This window comes from Methylobacterium sp. HJ2 (genome assembly GCF_056431005.1).
Genome location: NZ_JBWJYM010000010.1, coordinates 41290 through 61351, shown reverse-complemented (window position 1 = coordinate 61351; position 20062 = coordinate 41290). Strand labels below are relative to the sequence as shown.

At 68.5% G+C, this 20062-nt stretch carries 13 protein-coding genes and 1 tRNA gene; 4 read left to right on the top strand and 10 right to left on the bottom strand.

Going from position 1 to position 20062, the window contains the following annotated elements:
• Nucleotides 1–334 precede the first annotated feature (334 nt).
• A complete protein-coding gene (locus tag ACS5RC_RS21715) occupies nucleotides 335–1918 on the bottom strand; it encodes an FG-GAP-like repeat-containing protein (RefSeq protein ID WP_478345997.1) in 1584 nt (527 codons plus the stop codon).
• 937 nt (nucleotides 1919–2855) lie between these two features.
• On the opposite strand from ACS5RC_RS21715, the gene ACS5RC_RS21710 reads away from it, so the two are divergent.
• Nucleotides 2856–4685 (top strand): tetratricopeptide repeat-containing sulfotransferase family protein, encoded by a 1830-nt coding sequence (locus tag ACS5RC_RS21710; protein WP_478345996.1) that lies wholly within the window; start codon nucleotides 2856–2858, stop codon nucleotides 4683–4685.
• A 245-nt stretch (nucleotides 4686–4930) separates the two neighbouring features.
• Nucleotides 4931–6349, top strand: coding sequence for a Hint domain-containing protein (locus tag ACS5RC_RS21705; RefSeq protein WP_478345995.1), 1419 nt, complete (start codon nucleotides 4931–4933; stop codon nucleotides 6347–6349).
• A gap of 901 nt (nucleotides 6350–7250) precedes the next feature.
• Here ACS5RC_RS21705 and ACS5RC_RS21700 read toward each other — a convergent pair.
• Nucleotides 7251–7327 (bottom strand) — tRNA-Arg (locus ACS5RC_RS21700).
• A gap of 186 nt (nucleotides 7328–7513) precedes the next feature.
• On the opposite strand from ACS5RC_RS21700, the gene selA reads away from it, so the two are divergent.
• Together selA and ACS5RC_RS21690 are read left to right on the top strand one after the other, a co-directional pair.
• Nucleotides 7514–8911, top strand: a complete 1398-nt coding sequence (gene selA, locus ACS5RC_RS21695; protein ID WP_478345994.1) for an L-seryl-tRNA(Sec) selenium transferase — start codon at nucleotides 7514–7516, stop codon at nucleotides 8909–8911.
• Between the two features lie 134 nt (nucleotides 8912–9045).
• Nucleotides 9046–9522, top strand: coding sequence for a MarR family winged helix-turn-helix transcriptional regulator (locus tag ACS5RC_RS21690; protein WP_478345993.1), 477 nt, complete (start codon nucleotides 9046–9048; stop codon nucleotides 9520–9522).
• A gap of 70 nt (nucleotides 9523–9592) precedes the next feature.
• Here the strand turns inward: ACS5RC_RS21690 and ACS5RC_RS21685 are convergent, their stop codons facing one another.
• From ACS5RC_RS21685 to ACS5RC_RS21650, 8 genes are all read right to left on the bottom strand, one after another.
• Complete coding sequence (locus ACS5RC_RS21685; RefSeq protein ID WP_478345992.1) at nucleotides 9593–10921, bottom strand: alpha-amylase family glycosyl hydrolase; 1329 nt, start codon at nucleotides 10919–10921, stop codon at nucleotides 9593–9595.
• Nucleotides 10922–10998: 77 nt separating this feature from the next.
• The gene (locus tag ACS5RC_RS21680; RefSeq protein WP_478345991.1) at nucleotides 10999–12393 is read right to left on the bottom strand and encodes a pentapeptide repeat-containing protein; all 1395 of its coding nucleotides are present in this window, start codon (nucleotides 12391–12393) and stop codon (nucleotides 10999–11001) included.
• A gap of 123 nt (nucleotides 12394–12516) precedes the next feature.
• Entirely contained in the window at nucleotides 12517–14799 is a 2283-nt protein-coding gene (locus ACS5RC_RS21675; protein WP_478345990.1) for an FdhF/YdeP family oxidoreductase, read from the bottom strand.
• 97 nt (nucleotides 14800–14896) lie between these two features.
• The gene (locus tag ACS5RC_RS21670) at nucleotides 14897–17044 is read right to left on the bottom strand and encodes a TonB-dependent receptor (protein ID WP_478346133.1); all 2148 of its coding nucleotides are present in this window, start codon (nucleotides 17042–17044) and stop codon (nucleotides 14897–14899) included.
• Nucleotides 17045–17186: 142 nt separating this feature from the next.
• Complete coding sequence (locus ACS5RC_RS21665) at nucleotides 17187–17468, bottom strand: DUF6894 family protein (protein WP_478345989.1); 282 nt, start codon at nucleotides 17466–17468, stop codon at nucleotides 17187–17189.
• A 101-nt stretch (nucleotides 17469–17569) separates the two neighbouring features.
• Nucleotides 17570–18175, bottom strand: a complete 606-nt coding sequence (locus ACS5RC_RS21660) for a MarR family winged helix-turn-helix transcriptional regulator (RefSeq protein ID WP_478346132.1) — start codon at nucleotides 18173–18175, stop codon at nucleotides 17570–17572.
• A gap of 247 nt (nucleotides 18176–18422) precedes the next feature.
• Nucleotides 18423–18866: a response regulator gene (locus tag ACS5RC_RS21655; protein WP_478346131.1), complete on the bottom strand. Its 444-nt coding sequence runs from the start codon at nucleotides 18864–18866 to the stop codon at nucleotides 18423–18425.
• A gap of 95 nt (nucleotides 18867–18961) precedes the next feature.
• Nucleotides 18962–19852 (bottom strand): collagen-like protein, encoded by an 891-nt coding sequence (locus ACS5RC_RS21650; RefSeq protein ID WP_478345988.1) that lies wholly within the window; start codon nucleotides 19850–19852, stop codon nucleotides 18962–18964.
• Nucleotides 19853–20062 lie beyond the last annotated feature (210 nt).

The window sequence follows — 20062 nt, the reverse complement described above, 5'->3', positions numbered from 1 at the left end:
CGGCACGCGAATAGGCCGCGATTGCTCGTCGGCTGGCTGTTCCCGAAAGCGCGGCCCGCGCCAGCCTCCGAGCCGTCCCGGACCCGGCCGATGGGCCGGATCACCGCATAGAGGACGCCGCGCCGCGCTCCCTTCAGCGCCGGGCAGGTGCGCTATGCGCGTCGATCAGGGTCAGGTCGGGCAGGCTCCGCCGGGCCCGGGTCCGAGCTTGGACGATGTCGAAGCTCGGACCGGGTTGCGGTCGAGGAGGTGCAGCCGCACGCAGGAGCCCTCGTTCAACCGACGGCGACAGCGCGGCCGGTGTGTCCCCGGGACCTCTCGCCCCCTTGGGTCGTCAGGCGACGATCTTGTAGCTGCCGGCATCGCCGATGAAGGCGCCGGCGGTGACGCGAGCGTTCTGGACCGTCCAGTCCACCAGCGTGGACCCGCTCTGCAGCGCCAGATCCGCCGTGCCGTCCCCGTTGTAGTCGCCCACCGCCGCCACCTTGTAGCTGCCCGCATCGCCCAGGATCGACCCGCTCGTCACCGCGCCCGAGCCCAGCACCCACGCCACCACGCTCGAGCCGCTCTGCAGCACGAGATCGGCCGTGCCGTCCCCGTTGAGGTCGCCCACCCCCGCCACGCCGTAGCTGCCGGCATCGCCCAGCAGCCGCCCCTGCGACAGGCCGCCCGCCTTCATCAGCCACGCGACGACGCTCGAGCCGCTCTGCAGCAGGATGTCGGCGGTGCCGTCGCCGTCGACGTCGCCGGTGCCCACCACCTTGTAGCTGCCGCTGTTGCCGATCAGCGCGCCCGCCTGGAGCTGGCCGTTCTGCAGCGTCCAGTCGACGAGGTTGCCGGATGCGTCCTGCAGCAGGACGTCCGCGGTGCCGTCGCCGTTGAAGTCGCCCGCGCCGACGATGCTGTAGCCGTTGGCCGAACCGATGAGCGCGCCGGCGGCGACCTGACCGTTCTGCATACGCCAGGTCGCAACGTAACCGTTGGTCGGGTCCTGGAACAGGATGTCGGCGGTGCCGTCGCCGTTGAAATCGCCGGTGGCTCGGGCGACGTAGCTGCCGCTGCCGCCGAGCAGCGCGCCGGCCGCGAGATGACCACCGCTGAGCGTCCAGTCGACGACAGAGCCATTGGATTGAAGAAGCAGATCCGATGTCCCGTTTCCGTTGAAATCACTCGGGGGTAGGATCTGATTTTGATATCTCGCCGTCAGCCCGAGATCCTTCATGATCGCGATGTCTAAGTTCGAAATATCGTATCGGGTACCGTAGTAAAATACGATACCGTTCATCAAGTCCTGACCGCCGCGCTCCGTCGCGCTGTTGAACAAATGGAAATACTGCTGTCCGTTCTGCAAGGTCGTCACCGGAACCGGACCGCCGTAAATTTTCTCCGCGTTTTGCCCTGTGAACGAGGCACTCCCGTCGCCATTGACGACGACAAGCTGATCCCAGGTTGTTTCGTAGTTCGGGAGCGTTCCCGTGGTAAGGTCACGATAGCCCTGTATGCCGAGCGCATGCCCAATCTCATGCATGAAGACGCTCAATCCATCGGTGTAATTCCCTGTCGAAGGCGCGATGCTGTTCGGATCGAGCCAGAGATTATTCAGGTACGCGGGATCGACATTGATGATCATGTCCGGCGATGCGCCGTTCGGATCGACCCCTGTCTTCAGCTCCGACGCGGTTCCATTCTGATACACATTCCGAGAGCCGTCGGTCCCAACGTAAGTAACAGTCGCGGCGCCGCCATTCGCCCGCCCAACGGACGTGGTTGCCACATTGACCTGAATATCTAATGTTCCCGAGCCGTATATGTACTTTGCCCACTGGGCCGCGGCTGCGCTGACGTCGTTGAAAAGAGCGCCATTCAATGAGGACGACGAGGACGAGTTGTTGATTGTGACCGTGTATTTGAACGACATCGATTCCTCCAAGTTGTTTTTATTTGTAAACCCACTGTCGATGGATTAAATGCGCAGCGCGTAATACAGAGAGACTTTGGGACAATCCGTAGGCAATCTAGTTCGTAGCTCGTCACTTGCCTGGCATGTTATGGCCGATCGAAGTCTAGATCAAGTCATCATCCCAGAGAAGAATCGTCAGATTTGGGTAGCCGCCGATCCAGCGCGCCTAACACTGGTTAAGACCAAGTCGCTGCCCTCGCGGATCGCGTGGTTGACCATGATCGGACGACGCCCGCGCTCGGCGCCACGCTCTCGATCGACAGACGAGAACCGTCCGGCGCATTGTCTCGGCGACGAGGAGAGCGGCTACGGCTGGCTCGGTCAGGCGGATTGGCCGGGCAGCCTTCGGCGGCAGGCGAGGTGCGGTTGCTTATCGTCGTCACGGTTTTCTAGGGACGTCTTTCGAAAGAAGAAGATCGATCCATTTTGATCAGTACTCAGAGAATTTTCCCGCCGTCATTTTTTAGACACGCGTCCGGAGGCAAATCAACGTTGCAAGGCACTTCGGAACACAAAGCCCCCTCTGAACAGACCGTTTTCGCGCACAGGCAACGGGAGCCGCACGGCCAGCAATCCGGGCGATTCGTGCCCGTTCTGACAGGCGCCAACAGTGCTGCCGCGCATTGAAGCAAGTCTGAGCGTTCTAGCACCTATTTGCGGGTGTATTGCACTCACATTTCCAGCAAAAATTGAGCGAATTGTCTAAAAATTTGTGTGCCGCGACTTGCGTGCTGAATTGGGTCGCAAAAGCGACAGATATGGTACAAAGCGTTGAGCCGACCACGCGGGCGAACCGGCCTCCGCTCTGGATGCGCTTCGGGGCCCGCGCGGGCTTCCGATGAGCGAAGGCCGCTCGGTTGCAGGGCCAATTCGAACACCCATGGACTGGAGGCAGATGAGCGCATCGATTTCGGCCTCCTGCGCGTGCGGCAGCGGCCTATCCGCCCCACAATGCTGCGCATTGCCACCTCTGTCCGGCAGTGCTGAGCCCGCGCCGGTCGACCCGCGGCTGGAGGTCGACGCACAGCTCGCGTCCGAGGCCTTGCGCGGAGGGGACCGTGCCGAAGCGGAGCGCCTGAGCCTTGCCGTGCTCGCACAGGCGCCGCGCCAGCCGGCGGCGCTGGCGACGCTCGCGGAGATCCGGCTCGACGACCGACACAGGCGTTCGGCCGCCAAAGCCCTTTTGGAACGCTTGGCCGAGGTCGAGCCGAGCAATCTCTGGCCGGTCAACAAGCTCGCCCTGCTCGAACTCGGCGCCGGCAATCTGGAGGCGGCCGAGCGGCACGCCCGGCAGGCGGTGCGCCTCGCTCCCGCATCCGCGCAGGCCCACAACCTGATGGGCATGGCGATGACTCAGGCGCACCGGCCTGCGATCGGTGCGTATCACTGCCGCAAGGCCTTGGAGCTGTCGGGCCGGCGCATCCCTCTGGTGCTGTCCAATCTCGCCACCTGCCTGAAAGCGCAGGGGCGGATCGACGAAGCGCGCGCCCTCTACCGCGAGGCGGACGCACTGGAGCCCGGCAACCGCCAGACGCTGCTGGGCTGGGCACAGATGGAGGAGGCCGATCGCCAGCTCGATACGGCCACGGCCCTGCTCGATCGTCTGGATCAGCTCGGTTCCGCGAGCCCGGCCGCGACGCTGGCCCGTGCCGCCATCCTCGGGCGGCAGAACCGGCACGAGGAGGCCGTGTCTCTGCTCGATGGCCAGAGCCGGCCGCTGCGCCCGGTGGAGCGGCTCGAGCGCGGACGGCTGCTCGACCGGGTCGGGCGCTACGACGAGGCCTGGGCTGAGTTCGTGGCCGGCAAGGCGCAGTTCGTCGAGCTGACCGGGCAGACCTATCGGAAGGCGGAGGCCGAGGCGCTGGCAGCTCAGCTCAAGGCGTTCTTCACCCGGGATCGCCTCGCCCTGCTGCCGCGGGCCGGAATCCGCACCGATACGGCCCAGCCGGTTTTCATCCTCGGCTTTCCGCGCTCGGGCACGACACTGCTGGAGCAGACGCTGACGGCGAGCCCGCTCATCGTGGCCGGCGACGAGCTGCCGCTGATCCATGAGATCGCCGACATCGCCCCGCGGCTGCTCAACGCGCCATGGGCCTATCCCGGGGCGCTGTCCGAGTTGTGGATGGGCGACCAGCACGAGGGATTGGACACGTTGCGCGATCACTACCTGCAACGGGTGCGCCAGCTTGGCGTCCTGCGGGAGGGCGCACGCCTGTTCACCGACAAGATGCCGCTCAACGAGGTCCATCTTGGTCTCATCGGCTTACTGTTCCCGCGGGCGCCGTTGCTGCACCTCATCCGCCATCCGCTCGACATCATGGTCTCGGCGATGTCGAACCTGTTCACCCACGGCGCCTTCTGCGGCGCGACCCTGGAGAGCGCGGCCGAGCACCTCGTGCTGGCTCATGACCTCGTCGCGCATTACCGCGCGGAGATGGATCTGAACTACCGAGCCATGCGCTACGAGGACGTGGTCGACGATCAGGAGACGACGGTGCGCGCCGTGTTCGCCTTCATTGGAGTGGCGTTCGATCCGAGCGTGCTCAACCATGAGACGAACGTCCGCTACGCCCGCACGGCGAGCTATGCGCAGGTCAGCGAGAAGCTCTACGATCGCTCCCGCTACCGCTACCGGTATTACCTGCGCCATCTCGAACCCGTCTTGCCGATCCTTGCACCGTTGATCACGCGACTGGGCTACACCATCGGATCGACGGCAGATTGATCAGTGCGGACGCGTTTCGCTCAGAGCGCAACTCAATCGTTCCGCCCTGTCCCGTCTCGCCAAGACAGTGATCCAAAAATCACGCGTGTGCGGAGAGTGGGTAAATTTGGTCGATGCGCGACAGGGAGATTAGGACTGGCGTTCGAATATAATCTAGACTCGAATCAGTTCGTATCATTCAAATCAAGCAGCACCGCTTCTTCCAGCGGTTCTCGACGCCGCTTGCGATAAAGGATTGATCCGTCATGGCATCCGGCTCTGCCCCGACCAAGAGATTCGCAAAACTAGCAACTGTTTATATCAATAACGGAATTTTTACTACGTCAAAAGCGCTCAATTACGCTTATATTGTACAGGATATATCTGATCGAACTGGCGACGAACTGACCCAACTCGGAGATATCAGCGGCGACCGGTTTTCAGCCGTGGGCAATAATAACACCGTTCATCAAAATTTCTTCTACTATGGCGAAACGTCCAACAAGCAGAGCGTAATATTTCAATACCGTGGAACGGGGCCTAAATACAGTTATCTTCTGTTCACAGACAACACCTATGTCGGCGGCCAGATTATCGCGGTCGACCGACAGCCGTTTGTGGTCTGCTTCGCCTCGGGCACCCTGATCCGCACCAGCGAAGGCGACGTGGCCGTCGAGAACCTGCGCGTCGGCGACCGCGCCGTCACCGCATCCGGCGAGCAGCGCCCGATCCGCTGGATCGGCTCGCGCCGCCTCGATTGCCGCGACCACCCCGATCCCGCCGCCGTCCTGCCCATACGCATCCGGGCCCACGCCCTCGGCGAAAACAGGCCTGTCCGCGACCTGGTGGTCTCGCCCGGCCACGCCGTCGCCCTCGACGTGGTGGGCGAGGTGCTGGTGCCCGCCGCCGCACTCGTGAACGGGGCCACCATCGTGCAGGAGGACGTCGACAGCGTCACCTACTGGCACGTCGAACTCGACAGCCACGACATCCTCCTCGCCGAGGGCCAGCCCGCCGAGAGCTACCTCGACGTGGGCAACCGTGGCTTCTTCGGTCAGAGCACGCCGATCGACCTTGCGGCGCTGCCGGATCCCGACGCGGCGGTCGCTCGCAGCTATGCCGACTTCTGTCGGCCCCGCCATGAAGGCGGCGTCCTTGTCGAGGTGCTGCGCGCGCAGGCCCGCCTCCGGGCCGAGGCCCTGGGCTGGAGCCTCGTTCTGCACGATCCCTGGGCGGACGTGCATTTGGAGGTCGACGGCGCCCGGCTGCTCCCCAGAGCCCGCGGCCTCACGGCCTGCTTCGTGCTCCCAGCCGAGGTCGAGGCCATCTGGCTCGTCAGCCCGGTCAGCGTCCCCTGCCATGTCGGCACCAACCCGGATCGACGCGCGCTCGGGCTGTGCGTGGCGGGCCTGTCGCTCAGCGACGGCTTCGGCGCGGCGCGCAGCGTGCCCCTCGACGATCCGTCGCTGGGCGAGGGTTTCCACGCCCTGTCGCCGGGCCATCGCTGGACCGCAGGCCGCGCGCGGCTGCCGGCCGCTCTGCTCGAGGGACTGGAAGGCGCGGTGTTCCTGCGCGTGGATCTGGGCGGACCGCCCGTGCCGCGCTGGGTCGCACCGGAGGCTCACACGGCTGCATCCGAGCCGCCGCGCGCGGTCGGCCGCGTGCGCCTCGTCGACGTGGCATAGGCGCCCGCGCCGGCTCTCGACAGACCTGCAGATCCCCGCAAACCCCCATCCGTAGCTCGCTCCGCCCGGCACTGCCGTGGCGGAGGTGTTGATGCAACTGTCCAAGGGCTCAACATTGCACAACGACAAAACTATCTCTAATTTTTGATATGCCAATTTTGGTCATTAATGCATTAAAAAGCTGATTTGATCCATAACGCCAAATTTTAATAACAATTCTCATTAGTAAATGTACTTCATTTAGGTTTTAATATTCAAAGTCACGTACTCATAGAGTTTTCTATCCTAAACATCATACCGTATCCAATTACATATCTTCGTGGAGGCATGACCTCCCTGTTTTCGTAGGTGAATTGTCAATCGAAATTTGGCACGAGCTTCAACAAAATTGTCAACTTCCTACTGGACATCCCGGCTAAGCAGGAAGATCTCGGTGCGATCGTGTTCCTGAGCGGAATACTCTTGGCCATCGGTTGCTGCCTCACGGCTAACCGGATGCGAAGCTTCCCGCGCCGCGTTGTAGATAGCGTATCGGTGATCGATCAGATCGAGCCGTACCCTTCGCTCTGCGTCTTCCATTGCTCATACGCGATGGATCCAGCGGACGATCCCGGCATGGGCGTCGAAAGCGCGCCCGCCCAAAGGATGCGTTCGGGCAGTCGCGCCGACGATTCGATCATGCCTCGGGCCCGAAGCATTCTGGATCGTGCGATAACTGCTATGCCGAACGTGTCACCTTTACCGGCATCGCGGCAGGGGCCGCCTGGACTGCGACAGGCGCGAGACCGTCACCGCGTCACGCCATCGTTATCGCTGACAGGCCGTGCTCACAGCCGCTCACGATTGGCTCACAGCCACGAACGCGGTCGCAGCGATAGCGCGGCTCGGTGTTTGAATTGAATGGCGCGCCCGAAAGGATTCGAACCTCTGACCCCCAGATTCGTAGTCTGGTGCTCTATCCAGCTGAGCTACGGGCGCCTGCCTGACCGGGGGCTGAAGGGCCGCTCCGGTGCGAGGGGGTGTCTAGAGGGTCGGTCCGGCCTTGGCAAGCCCTGTTTTGCCAAGCCTCACCGCGACGCGCCGCGTTCCCGGCGACCGGCCCCACGACGATCGCCTGCCAGGCTGGATGTGAGCGACGCACCACATATCTTCTGGCCGATGTCCTTGTCCGATCTCCGTCCGGATGGCCCGGCCGCGCGACCGCCCTCCGTCGAGCGGCTTCTCAGCGATCCCGGTGCCGCCGACCTCCACGCGGAGCACGGTCGCTCCGCCCTGACCGAGGCCGTGCGTGCCGTCCTCGCGCGGATGCGGCGGGACGGGGAATCCGCCGGTCCGGACGCGATCCTCGCCGAGGTCGGCCGGGTCTTGGAGGCCGAGCGGCTTCCCTCGCTGCGGCCGGTCTTCAATCTTACCGGCACCGTGCTCCACACCAATCTGGGACGGGCGCTGCTTCCGCCGGAGGCCGTCGCGGCCGTGGCCGGCGTGATGGCCGGAGCGAGCAACCTGGAATTCGACCTCGCCACCGGCGAGCGCGGCGAACGCGACAGCCATGTCGAGGGGCTCATCCGTCGGCTGACGGGAGCGGAGGCGGCGATCGTCGTCAACAACAACGCGGCGGCGGTCTTCCTGGTGCTGAACGCCCTCGCCATGCGCAAGGAGGTGGTGGTCTCGCGCGGCGAGCTCGTCGAGATCGGCGGCTCGTTCCGGGTGCCGGACGTGATGGCGCGGGCGGGCTGCCGCCTGCGCGAGGTCGGCACCACGAACCGGACCCACCTGCGCGATTTCGACGAGGCGCTGGGGCCCCGGACGGGGCTGGCGATGCGGGTGCATCCGAGCAACTACGCGATCCAGGGCTTCACCGCGCAGCCGGAGCCCGCGGCCCTGCACTCCCTCTGCCGCGCGCGCGGCGTGCCCCTGGCGCTCGATCTCGGCAGCGGCAGCCTGATCGACTTCGCCGATTACGGCCTTCCGCCCGAGCCGACCGTGCGGGCCTCGCTGGCCCATGCCGATCTCGTCACGTTCAGCGGCGACAAGCTCCTCGGCGCGGTCCAGTGCGGGGTGATCGCGGGACGCGCCGATCTCCTCGCGCGGATCCGGAAGAGCCCCCTGAAGCGCGCGCTGCGGGTCGACAAGATGACCTACGCGGCGCTTGAGGCGACGCTGCGGCTCTATCTCCATCCCGAGCGCCTGCGCGACGACCTGCCGACGCTGCGGCTCCTCACCCGTTCCCAGGCGGAGATCGCGGCTTTGGCGGCGCGCCTCGTCCCTGCGGTCGCGGCCCGGCTCGGCGCGCGTGCACAGGTCGCGGCCGCGCCCTGCGCCAGCCAGATCGGATCCGGCGCGCTTCCCGTGGAGACGCTGGCGAGCGCCGCTCTGGTGCTCGGCCCGCCCGCTTCGTCCGGACGCAAGGCGGGCGGCTGGTGCAGCCGCCTCGCGGCGGCCCTGCGCGCCCTGCCCGTCCCGGTCGTGGGCCGGATCGCCGATGGGACGGTGATCCTCGACCTGCGCACGCTGGAGGACGAGGGGGCCTTCCTGGCGAGCCTCGATGCGCTCGACTTCTAGGTCAGCGCGTTATCTTATGTGCTGAAAGGCGCGGAGGAATTTCGCCTCTGGCGCGTTCCGGATCCTGCGGTATCGTAGGGGTCCCGGGGATATGTGCGGTCCCAGCGGATCCGGGGCCGGTGCGGGCGGGTGTCATGGTTGTTGTCAGGGATGCGATTCACGAGGAGCGGAGTCCGCCACAGGATCCGCTGCTGCTCGACAATCAGCTCTGCTACGCGCTCTACGCGGCGGCGCATCGCATGACCAAGGCCTACAGGCCGCTGCTGGAGCGGATCGGCCTCACCTACCCGCAATACCTCGTGCTCCTCGTGCTCTGGGAGCAGGATCGCGTTACCGTCTCGGAGATCGGACGGCGGCTCCGGCTCGATTCTGGCACGCTGACCCCGGTGCTGAAGCGCCTCGAAGGGGCCGGTCTGCTGCTGCGCAGCCGGCGCCAGTCGGACGAGCGCGAGGTCGAGATCTCCCTCACCGGCGAGGGTCTCGCGCTGCGTGCCGAGGCCGTAATGGTGCGCGAGACCGTGATGTGCCAACTCGCCCTGAGCGAGCCGGAGGTCCGCGCCCTGCGGGCCGATCTCCACCAGCTCATCGAGAGCCTCGGCGCGCACGAGTGAGGCTGCGCGGGCGCGAGGCCGTACGGGGCCTCATCGCCGCTCGATCCGGCTCCCCGCTCCGCGCGTCCCGTCAGCCGCTCCGCGCCAGAAGGGCCCAGCCGTGCGGCGGTAGGTGGATCCGGGCGTCGGCGGTGCCCGGATCGCCGATCTGCCCGTCGCCGGCCTCCACCGCGTGTGCCCGCGCCGCCGGGAGCGCGGCCGGCTCGTCGTCGAGGTTGAGGGCGAGCACCAGCGCCTCACCGGCGCCCGCCATCTCGAGAACGATCTGACGGTTGGCGAGGTGGAGGCTGCGACTGCGGGCGCGATGCAGCCAGGGCCTCGCCCGCCGCAGAGCTGCGAGCGCCGCGTGCAGGCGGTAGACCGGCCAGCCGTCGGGCGACAGCCCGGCGGGGATCTCGGGGAATTCGGGACGGATCGCGTCGTCGCCGCCCGCGCGCTCCTCCTTGATCGCCCGGAAACCCTGCTCGTCGCCCGCGTAGACCGAGGGCGTGCCGCCGAGGGCGAGGAGAAGCGCCAGGGCGTGCGGCAGGTGGCGGGGATCGGCAAGACGGCTCGCGATCCGGGTCACGTCGTGATTGCCCACGAAGGTCAGAGGCACGAAGCGGTCGAGGAACCCGTTGTGCCGCTCGAGGGCATGGGCGAGCTCGAACAGGTTGCGGTCGTTGAGGCTGCTCCAGATCGCCTTCCACAGCTCGTACTGCGTGAGCGCGTCCAAGCCGGTCGCGGCCACCGCCTCCGCGTAATCGCCATGGATGATCTCACCCAGGATGTAGGCGTCCGGATGGATCGCCCTGACCCGCGGCAGCACCGTCGCCCAGAAGGCTCGGGGCACCGCGTAGGCGGCATCGAGCCGCCAACCGTCGGCGCCGCGGTCGAGCCAGTGCGTCATCACCCGGACCACGTGCTCGGCCACGGCCGGCTCGGCGTGATTGAGGGTGACGAGCTGGCGATGGCCCTCGAAGCAGGCGTAATCCGGCTCCTCCGCCTCGCCGAAGGACCAATCGAGATGGAACCACGCCGCCTCCGGCGCCCCCTTCCCGCCGGTGAGGGCCGCCCGGAACGCGGGATAGCCGCGCCCGACATGGTTGAAGACGCCGTCTAGCAGGAGGCGCATGCCGCGCCGCTTCAGGGCCGCGACGAGGGCATCGAAATCGGCCGCGTCCCCGAGGCGGGGATCGATCCGGAAGTAGTCGATCGTGTCGTAGCCGTGGGTCGACGCGGCGAAGATCGGCCCGAGCGCGAGGCCCGTGGCCCCCATCTCGGCGGCGTAGTCGAGCCAAGCCTCCAGCCGCCGCAGGCGATGGACCGGTTCCCCGCCGGTCGGCGCCGAGGCTTCCGCCCCGCAGAAGCCGAGCGGGTAGACATGCCACCACACGGTGCTGGCGATCCAATCGGGCACGAATCCTCCTCATCGATCTGCGGACCCCGAGCGAGGCGCGCGGGCATTGGGAAAGACCCCTCAACGCGCGAGCGGGTTCAGCGTCGCAGGCGGTTGCCCAGCACGAAGCCGTAGAGCCCCATCAGAATGATCCCGGCCGCGCCCTGGAGACCCACCAGCAGATTGGTCACCCGGCCGGTCGGCTTGATGCCGATCTCGGGCGGATTGGCCGTCATCATGTTGAGGGCGCTGTAGCTCAGGAGGTCGACCGGGTTGTAGGTCGGTCCGCCGCCCTCGACGATTAGGCCGCCCGTGAGGCCGAAGAGCGCCGCGAAGATCAGGATGGCGATGGCGAACGCCCGGGTGATCCGGGACAGGCTTTCGCCGTAATCGCAGAGCCACTCGACGAAGCGGTCCGCGACCCAGCGGTAGCCGTGGCGGGCGAGCGCGCCGGCGTCGCGCGCCCGCCACGCGGCACGCGCCTGGGTCCCGGCCTGGAAGCGGCCCATCCGGCGTCCGCGCTTGTAGGCCCAGCTCGCCTCGTCCTGGCTGCCGATGCTCTTCCAGTTCTGCTCCAGGGCGAGGTAGCTCGCCTGGGCGGCCTCGTAGGCGCCCGCCACCTCCTCGCCGACGGCTCCGCCGAGCTGCTCGACCCGCATGCGCGTCCCGTTGAGCCACGCGCCGGCGAAGCGCGCGTGGGTCAGTCGGCAGGTGGCGAGGTTGATCCGCACGAGGCTCGTATCGGAGAGGTCGGCGCGCGTGAGGTCGGCCCCGTCGAGCTTGGCCCCGCTGAAATTCGCCCCGCGCAGGCGCGAGCCGACGAGCTTGGCCTTGGCGAGGCTCGCCCCGTCGAAATCGGCATGCGTCAGGTTGGCGTCGCTGAGATCGGCCTCGTCGAGGCGCGCCCGGCGGAAGCTGGTGTCGTCGGCATCCGCCTCGGTGAGGTCGGCGCCCCAGAGATCGGCCCCGGTGAAATCCGCCCCGTCGAGGAGCGCGGTGCGAAATGAGGCGAAGCGCATCGCCGCGTCGGTGAAGCGGGCATCCTCCAGCATGGCGCCGACGAAGCGGGCCTGACCGGCGACGATGCCGGCAAAGCTGGCGCCGCTGAGATCGGCCTCGGCGCAATCCGCCGCCTCGAGATTGGCCCCGTCGAGCCGGCAGGAGCGCCCGACCGTGCCGGAGAGGCTGGCGCCGCGCAGGTTCGCGCCCGCTAGGTCGGCCTCCTCGAGCTTCGTGCCGCCGAGGTCGCGCCCGGCGAGGTTCAGGCCGCGCCAGTCCGGATCCCACCACGCGGGCGTCGGCGCCTGCGCCGACGCCAGGGGCGTGAGGGCGGCGCGGCCAAGCTCGGCCCGGCTGAGATCGGGGCAGGCCTCTCCCGCGCCGAGCCGGCCGAGAAGGTCGGTGCGCAGGTCGTCGGAGACCTGGGCGTGCAGACCGGTCTCCGGGGCCTGCGCGGAGTTGGGACGCGGGCCCTGCGGTTGGGAAGCGTCCATCAGGCGGCGGGCCGCGCGGCGAGGGCGAGAGAGGCCATGGGGTTCCGCTTCCGGGCCGAGCGCCGCCGGCGGCCGCGACACGGCGTACATGCCGGGTGGCGGCCGCCGCGTCCAGCCCGCGCGTCAGGCGGCGCGGGTGATCCGGACGGGGATCGCCTTGGCGGCCGGGACATGGGCCTGCTCGTCGTGGTGCCAGAGCGGGATCAGCACGTTCATCTCCGGGTAGTAGCCGCCGCAATTGCCCTCGGGGATGTCGTAGGCCACCACCCGCAGGCCGCGCACCACCCGCTCGGCATCCTTGGCGTCGGTCGCGACGTCGACGGTGTCGCCGTCCGCGAGGCCGAGCCGGGCGATGTCGACGCGGTTCATGAACAGGATCTGGCGGGTGCCTTTCACGCCGCGGAAGCGGTCGTGATAGCCGTAGACCGTGGTGTTGAACTGGTCGTTCGAGCGGAGGGTGATCAGGTCGATGACGCGGTCGTCCGAGGGCGGCATGTCGGGATCGGCCTCGAGGCCCTCGGGCACGATGAAGGTCGCCTTGCCGGTCGGCGTCTCCCAGCGGCGCTCGCGGGCGGGCAGCGGCTTGTAGAACCCGCCGGGCTCGAACAGGCGCTTGTTGAAGTCCCGGAAGGTGTCGGGATAGGTCGCCTCGATGGCGTCGCGCACCGTCGCGTAATCCGCGACCCAGGCGTCCCAGTCGACGCGCGGGTTCGGCGGCAGCGTCGCCTTGGCGATGGCGGCCACGATCCAGGGCTCGGAGCGCACCTCTGGTCCGACCGGGTCGGTCTGTCCGCGCGACCCGTGGAAGGCCGAGCAGGAATCCTCCATCGACACGGCCTGCGGCCCGCTCGCCTGCCGGTCGATCTCGATCCGCCCGAGGCAGGGCAGGATGTAGCTGATTTCGCCGCGCACGAGATGGGCCCGGTTCAGCTTGGTCGAGATCTGGACGGAGAGGCGCAGGCGCCGCCACGCCGCCTCCATCGGGGCGGTGTCGGGCACGGCCCGGACGAAATTGCCGCCGAGCCCGATGAAGGCCTTCACGCTGCCGTCCAGGATGCCCTTGCAGGCCTCGACGGTGTTGAGGCCCTTCTCCCGCGGCGGCTCGAAGCCGTATTGCTCGGCGAGCCGGTCGAGGGGGACGAGCTCCGGCTTCTCCGAGATGCCGACGGTGCGCTGACCCTGGACGTTCGAGTGGCCGCGCACGGGGCAGATGCCGGCGCCGGGCCGGCCGATATTGCCCCGCAGAAGAAGCAGGTTGCACAGCATCTGCACCGTCTCGGTACCCTTGCGGTGCTGGGTCAGGCCCATCCCGTAGATGCCGATGACGCTGCGGGCCCGCATGTAGACGCTGGCGGCGGCCTCCATCGCCGCCCGGGTCAGGCCGGAGCGCCGCTCGAGGGCGGCCCAGTTCTGGCCGTCGCAGAAGCGCACGAACTCGGGCAGGCCGTGGGTGTGCTCCTCGATGAAGGCGGTGTCGAGGATCCGCGGCCGGCCGAGCTGCTCGGCGTCGCGGTCGGCGGCGAGAACCGCCTTGCACAGGCCGGTCAGCGCGGCGAGGTCGCCGCCCGCCTTCACCTGATGGTACTGCGTCGAGATCTGGGTGGCCGAGCCGGTCAGCATCTCGACGGGCGATTGCGGGTTGGTGAAGCGCTCCAGGCCCCGCTCGCGCAAGGGGTTGAAGGTGATGATCGGGACGCCGCGGCGGCGTGCCTCCTGGAGCGGATGCAGCATCCGGGGCGCGTTCGAGCCGACGTTCTGGCCGAAGAACATGATCAGGTCGGTGGTCTCGAAATCCTCGAGCCGGGTCGTGCCCACCGGCACGCCGATCGACTTCGGCAGGGCCACCGAGGTCGATTCGTGGCACATGTTCGAGGAATCGGGGAGGTTGTTGCTGCCGTAGAGCCGCGCCAGCAGCGCGTACATGTAGCTGGTCTCGAGGGAGGCCCGGCCGGAGGCGTAGAACACCGTGGCCTTGGGATCGATCGCCTTCAGCTCGGCGCCGATCTCGGCGAGCGCCGAGTCCCACGACACCGGGCGGTAGCGGTCGCTCTCGGCGTCGTATCGCAGCGGATGCGTCAGGCGGCCCTGCTGCTCCAGGTCGTAATCGGGCCAGCCGAGCAGCTCGGTGACGCTGTGCTCGGCGAAGAATTCGGGGGTGGCGCGCCGGCGGGTCTGCTCCCAGGCGGTCGCCTTGGCGCCGTTCTCGCAATACTCGAAGGCCAGCGGCTTGGCGGGCTTCGCCCAGGCGCAGGACACGCACATGAAGCCGTCGGGCTTGTTCTGCTTGAGGAGCAGGGCCGCGCCGGAGGCGAGGATGTGCTCGCGGGTCAGGATCTCGGCGAGCGAGCCCGCCGAGCCCCATCCGCCGGCCGGGCCCTCGTAGGGTTCGATCGTCTCGTCGCTCATTGGATGTTCCTACGCCGAAAGCCTGACCTCTGGCTCAACGCACGAAGGCGCGTGTCGGCTCACCGGATCCGATGTCGCGCGTGCGGGGCGGCCCCGGTCAGAAGCGGGCGGTGAGGAAGAGCCGGACGTTCCGGCCCGGCAGCAGGATCTCGTCCTTCTTGAACGAGGCCGCGTTGCGGATGTCGTCGTCGAGGAGGTTGCGGCCCTGGATGCCGAGGGTCACCGCGCTGGCGCCGTAGATGCGCGGGTCGAGCGCCTTCGTGTAGCTGACCTCGGCACGCAGGTCGTCCCAGCCGGCCGTCGGGGTCTCGAAGATCCCTGTGGCGACGTGGTCGAAGGCGTGCAGCAGGTTCACCCGCGCGAACCAGCCGTCCGCCCGGACGTAGACGCCGCCGCCCAGGCGATAGGGCGGGATGCGCGGCACGTTGGTGCCGTCGTCGAGCTTGGCCCGCACGAAGTCGAACTGGCCCTCCACGCCGAAGAAGCCGTCGCCCACGGGGACGAGGTCGTACTGGCCGATGATCTCGGCCCCGTAGAACGTCGCGTTCTGCTGCTGGTAGACGATCTGCCGGTTCTCGGTTCCTGAGCCGCAGGAGGCGAAGTCGTCGTCGCAGAACAGGCCGGTGTAGTTCCGGTAGATGAACCCCGTGTAGCGCGTGTAGAAGCCCGTCGCGTCGAGGCGGACAGGACCGTCCGCCTTGCGGATGCCGGCCTCGACGGTGCGGGCGCGCTCCTTCCCGAGGCTCGGGTTGCCGATCTCGAAGGTGGCGGTGGCGTCGTGGGGGCCTTGCGAGAACAGCTCGTAGCCGGTGGGCCCGCGCTCGACGTAGGAGCCGTTGAGGCTCGCCACGAACCCGCCGGGCAGATCCTGCGATGCGCCGAGGCTGGCGCTCTTGGGCGCGAAGCGGCGGGTCAGGGCGTATTGAAGTGGATCCTGGCCGTCGACCGGGACGTAGCCCTGCGGGAACTGCGCCGCGGTGCTGCTCAGCCGGTCGATCTCGACGCGTCCCGCCGCTTCGAGGCGGGTGCCCGGGCGCAGCTCCAAGGCCTCGAACAGGTAGACGGCGTTGGCGCGGGACTCGGTCCGCGGCAGGAACGATTCGAGCTGGGTGTTGATCACCCGACGGTCGGACTGGAAGCCGAGCGCGCCGGTGAGCGTGCCGAGGCCGGTGAAGACCGGCACGTGCTGCAGCTCGACCCGGCCCTCGGCCTCGCGGTTCTTGAAGGTGGCCTGGACGCCCTCGACGCCGTTGCCGCCGATGCCGATCTCGTCGTGGCGGTAGACCGAGTAGCCCGCCCAGTAGCGGATGACCGCGATCGGCCCGTCGAGGGGCCGGTACTCGCCGCGCGTGGTGATCCGGTCCTGATTCGGGGTCAGGCGGGTGCGGTCCTGCTCGGCCACGCCGCCGGGGATCGCGTAGAGCGCATCGTAATGGCTGAACGCGACGCCGGCGAAGCCGCGGTCGCCGATGGCCGAGATGCCGACGGCGCCCCCTTGCGACTCGGTGTAGGAATTGCGCTGGATTCCTCCCGGGATCGCGTAGCTGTCCGTGGCCGTGCGGAAGCCGTCGGCATGGACCGCGATGCCGTTGCCGCCGGCATCGACGGTGGCCGCGCCGAGCCGGCCGTTGTCCACGCTGGTGAAGCCGGTGGTGACCTGGCCGGCGACGCCGTTGGCCGGGATGAAGGTCGGCACGCGGTTGTTCTCGGCCGAGACGACGCCGCCGATGGCGCCCGAGCCGTAGCGCAGGGTGGCGGGCCCGCGGATGACCTCCAGGCGGTCCGAGACCAGGGGATTGACCGGCACGGCGTGATCCTCGCCGAGGTCCGAGACGCCGTTGTTGACGATGCCGTTCTCCTGGATGCGAACCCGGGCCTGGTCGAGGCCCCGGATGATCGGCCGGGACGCCGCGCTGGGCGCGTAGCTCGAGGTCGCGATGCCGGGCCGGTCGGAGAGTGCCTCGCCGAGCGTGCGCGGCTGTTCGCGCGCGATCTGGTCCTGCGTCACCACCGTGACGGGCGAGACGGTGTCGGTCGCCACCGGCAGAATGCCGGTCGAGGGGGCGGCTGGGGCGGGCAACATGGGAAGCGCGCCCGAGCCGGAACCCGACCCGTCACGCACGATCGGGCTCGGCGAGGTGACGCTGAGCTCACCGAGCGTCACCGCGGCGGCCTGCGCGAGCGCGCTCGTCGGCAGCGCCGCCTGCGCGAGCACGACGAACCGGACGGCGTGGCGGCGGGACATGAGGCGGCAGGGCGTGAGGCGGCGCATCGGGAGTCCAGATTTGTAATGGTATAACGGTGCATGACGGACACAGACCGCGCAACCCGAAGACGGCCCTGACCAAGCGACGGCAGCAGCGCGTAACGTTATTACAACACTGAACTCAGTCCGAGCTGCGCTCCGGACCGTGGATGCCGGGCCATGGCCGCGCGGGCACGCGAACGCCGTTCAGCGTCAGCGTGGCGGTGTAGATCGTGGTGTCGCACTCGTTCCGCACGAGGATCGTGCAGGTATAGTCCTCGGCGCCCTTCCGGATCGCGTCCCGGGCGAGGTCGGGCAGGACGCACTGCGTCTCGAGCCGCATGCTCTCGGAATCCGGGAACTCGCACCCGACATCGTCGCGTACGAAGGTTCCGTCGTCGATGTCGAAGAAGTAGCGCGGCAATCCATGCTCCCGCGGTCGTCTCTGGCTCAACCGCTCGGAGCAGGCGCGGTTCTGACGAAACACCGGGCAACCGGCGGCCGCGCCGGGCCCGATCCGCAGCGTCAGAGGATGCGCGCCGCGAGCGCCGGATCGCCCTCGTCGTCCTCGGCCTCGATCTCCGCGTCGGCCTCGGTCTCCTGCCCGGAGAGGCCGGCCGCATCGGCGAGGTTGCGGGCCGCCTTGCGCAGCAGCTTGCGAAGCCGGCGCCGTTCCTTCGCGTCGAACCCGTCGAGCAATTCGGCCTCGACCTCGTCCCAGAGCCGCTCGATCGCCTCCGCGCGCGCCATCCCGGTCTCGGTGAGGCGGACACGCACGATGCGACCGTCGCCGGCCTCGGCGCGGCGCTCGACGAAGCCGAGCGCGGCCAAGCGCGAGATCGTCTTGGAGGCGGTGGGCGGGCGCACCCGCAGGGTCGCCGCAAGATCGCCCATCGTCATGGTGCCGGCCGAGGCCAGCGCCTGCACCACCTGCTCCTGGCCGGCGAAGAGGTTGAGCGCGGCCAAGCGGTCGCCGATGCGCCCCCGATGCAGGCGGGCCGCCTGGACCAGGGCCCAGCCGACGCTCTTCTGCCCGGGCGGCCGCATGCGGCGGCCGGACGGCTTGACCGCACCGTCAGCCGACTTGCCGCGCTTTCCCTTGCCGGCCGGGGCCTTGCCGTCGGATGTCATGGTGCCCGCACTCTTGCCGGCCACGGCTGCGCCGCCCGAAGTCTCGGCGTCCACTTGGCCGTTCAGCCTGTCGCCGTCCAGCGGGGTCGGTTGGGATTCGTCCGCCGCCGACATCGTGCACCTCACCCGCCCCGTCTCCAAGCGCCCGCGCCCGAACCCCGAGGGGGCCGAGGCGCGTCAGGAGCCTGTGACGTCTGCGTGTGAAGCTGCGATGACAGCGCAGGGCTTGTCCCCGGAGATCCGGGGCTCAGCAGGGCATGAGGCGCTTGAGCTGGTCGAGGATGTCGGTCCCGCTGCAGGGGCGGGCGATGAAATGCGCGCCCGGTGGCATCCGCTCGGGATCCGGCGCGGCGCGTCCCGAGACGATGACGATCGGCAGTCGCGGCCGCGCCTCGGCGACCGAGTTCGCCAGCTCGAAGCCGTTGGTCTTGCCCGACAGCTCGACGTCGGTGACGAGACCGCAGATGTCGGGTCGCGCCTGAAGAATGCTCAGCGCGCGCTCGGCCGAGGCGCACTGCACCGTGTCGTACCCGCCGTCCTCGAGAACGTCGCCGAGATCCATGATGGTGAGCGCCTCGTCCTCGACGAGGAGGATTACCGGCCGGTCGGCCTCAGGGCTCGTCTGCTCACTCGACACGATGTGCACCCTCCCACTTTCCGTCCGGAGCCATCGCCCGAGACACCGGACCATGTCCCAACTGGGCAAGTCCGCTCCGGGTTGCGTCCCGCCATCGGCTCTGGGGCCGAGTCTTCGACGGCGGGACCGGCACGCGTCGGACGGTCGGCTCAGAGCCGGCCGCAGATTCCCACCATCCCGGCGGCCTCCCCCGGACAGGTGGCGCTCGGCAGCCCCTCCGGTTCCGAGAAGGCCGGGCTGCCGGATTTGAGGCAGTAGGCGGAGACGAAGACCTCCCCGCGCGCGCAGGCAACCGTGCAGCCGCCCGTGCCGCAGGATTCGGCGCGCACCGCCCGCAGAGGCGACGTCCCAGCCGGGCCGGCGGACCCGCTCGGGCCGGGCGCACCTTGGGGACCCGGATTCCCCTTCGGTCCCGGCTCACCCTTCGGTCCGGCCTCGCCCCTGGCACCTGTCTCGCCCCTCGGTCCTTCGTTGCCCTTCGGCCCGGCCGCGCCTGCCGGGCCGGGCAGACCCGCCTCGCCGCGGGGGCCGGCAGGGCCGGCCTCGCCCTTGGGTCCCGCCTCGCCCCTCGCTCCGGCCTCGCCCTTGGCACCTGTCTCGCCCTTGGCACCCGGCTCGCCCTGGGGACCCATCGGCCCCACCGGACCGGCCTCGCCCTTAGGGCCCGCCTGACCCTCGGGGGCGCAATTGGCGACCACCGCCTCGCGCTCGTCCTCGTCGCTCTTCAGCGTGACCACGCAGGTGGGTGGCCGGTAGGGCAGCCGGAACACGAAGCGGCCGCGCCGGTCGGCCTGGATCGAGATGTCCTCGTCCATCACCACGATGGCGCCGCCCTTGCGCACGGAGCCGGAGATGCGCAGGTCGCCCGCCTCGATCCGGGCGTCGTAGATCATGATGGGCTGGCTCGGCGCCCGGGTCTGCGGCCTCTGGCGGGCCGTCGGCGACGGGGCTTGGGCGCCCGCGTCCTGCGCGGAAGCGGTCTGGTAGGAGCCTGTCAGCAGGAGGCCGGCGAGCATGGCGAGTGCGCGGCGTCGACGCATGGTGGTTCCCCCAAAGGCTCCGGTCGAGCTGGCGGCGGGACATTGCCGCCGGGCTGCGGCCGGGGTCAACCCGGCGCGGGCGGGAGCCGGGCCGGGCCCGTTCCCCGCAATCCACAGCCGCCCACAGCAATCCACAGGCTAACCCTTTGAGAAACCGGAGCGCCTGCGGAAGCGCGCGAAATGAGCCCGCTTTGTTCTTGCTTTGTTCCG

Coding starts and splice junctions, on each gene's coding strand:
- ACS5RC_RS21655 (WP_478346131.1), bottom strand. CDS start 18,866: ATGGTCCGGTGTCTCGGGCGATGGCTCCGGACGGAAAGTGGGAGGGTG.
- ACS5RC_RS21670 (WP_478346133.1), bottom strand. CDS start 17,044: ATGTCCCGCCGCCACGCCGTCCGGTTCGTCGTGCTCGCGCAGGCGGCG.
- ACS5RC_RS21675 (WP_478345990.1), bottom strand. CDS start 14,799: ATGAGCGACGAGACGATCGAACCCTACGAGGGCCCGGCCGGCGGATGG.
- ACS5RC_RS21690 (WP_478345993.1), top strand. CDS start 9,046: ATGGTTGTTGTCAGGGATGCGATTCACGAGGAGCGGAGTCCGCCACAG.
- ACS5RC_RS21705 (WP_478345995.1), top strand. CDS start 4,931: ATGGCATCCGGCTCTGCCCCGACCAAGAGATTCGCAAAACTAGCAACT.
- ACS5RC_RS21650 (WP_478345988.1), bottom strand. CDS start 19,852: ATGCGTCGACGCCGCGCACTCGCCATGCTCGCCGGCCTCCTGCTGACA.
- ACS5RC_RS21660 (WP_478346132.1), bottom strand. CDS start 18,175: ATGACATCCGACGGCAAGGCCCCGGCCGGCAAGGGAAAGCGCGGCAAG.
- ACS5RC_RS21680 (WP_478345991.1), bottom strand. CDS start 12,393: ATGGACGCTTCCCAACCGCAGGGCCCGCGTCCCAACTCCGCGCAGGCC.
- ACS5RC_RS21715 (WP_478345997.1), bottom strand. CDS start 1,918: ATGTCGTTCAAATACACGGTCACAATCAACAACTCGTCCTCGTCGTCC.
- ACS5RC_RS21710 (WP_478345996.1), top strand. CDS start 2,856: ATGAGCGCATCGATTTCGGCCTCCTGCGCGTGCGGCAGCGGCCTATCC.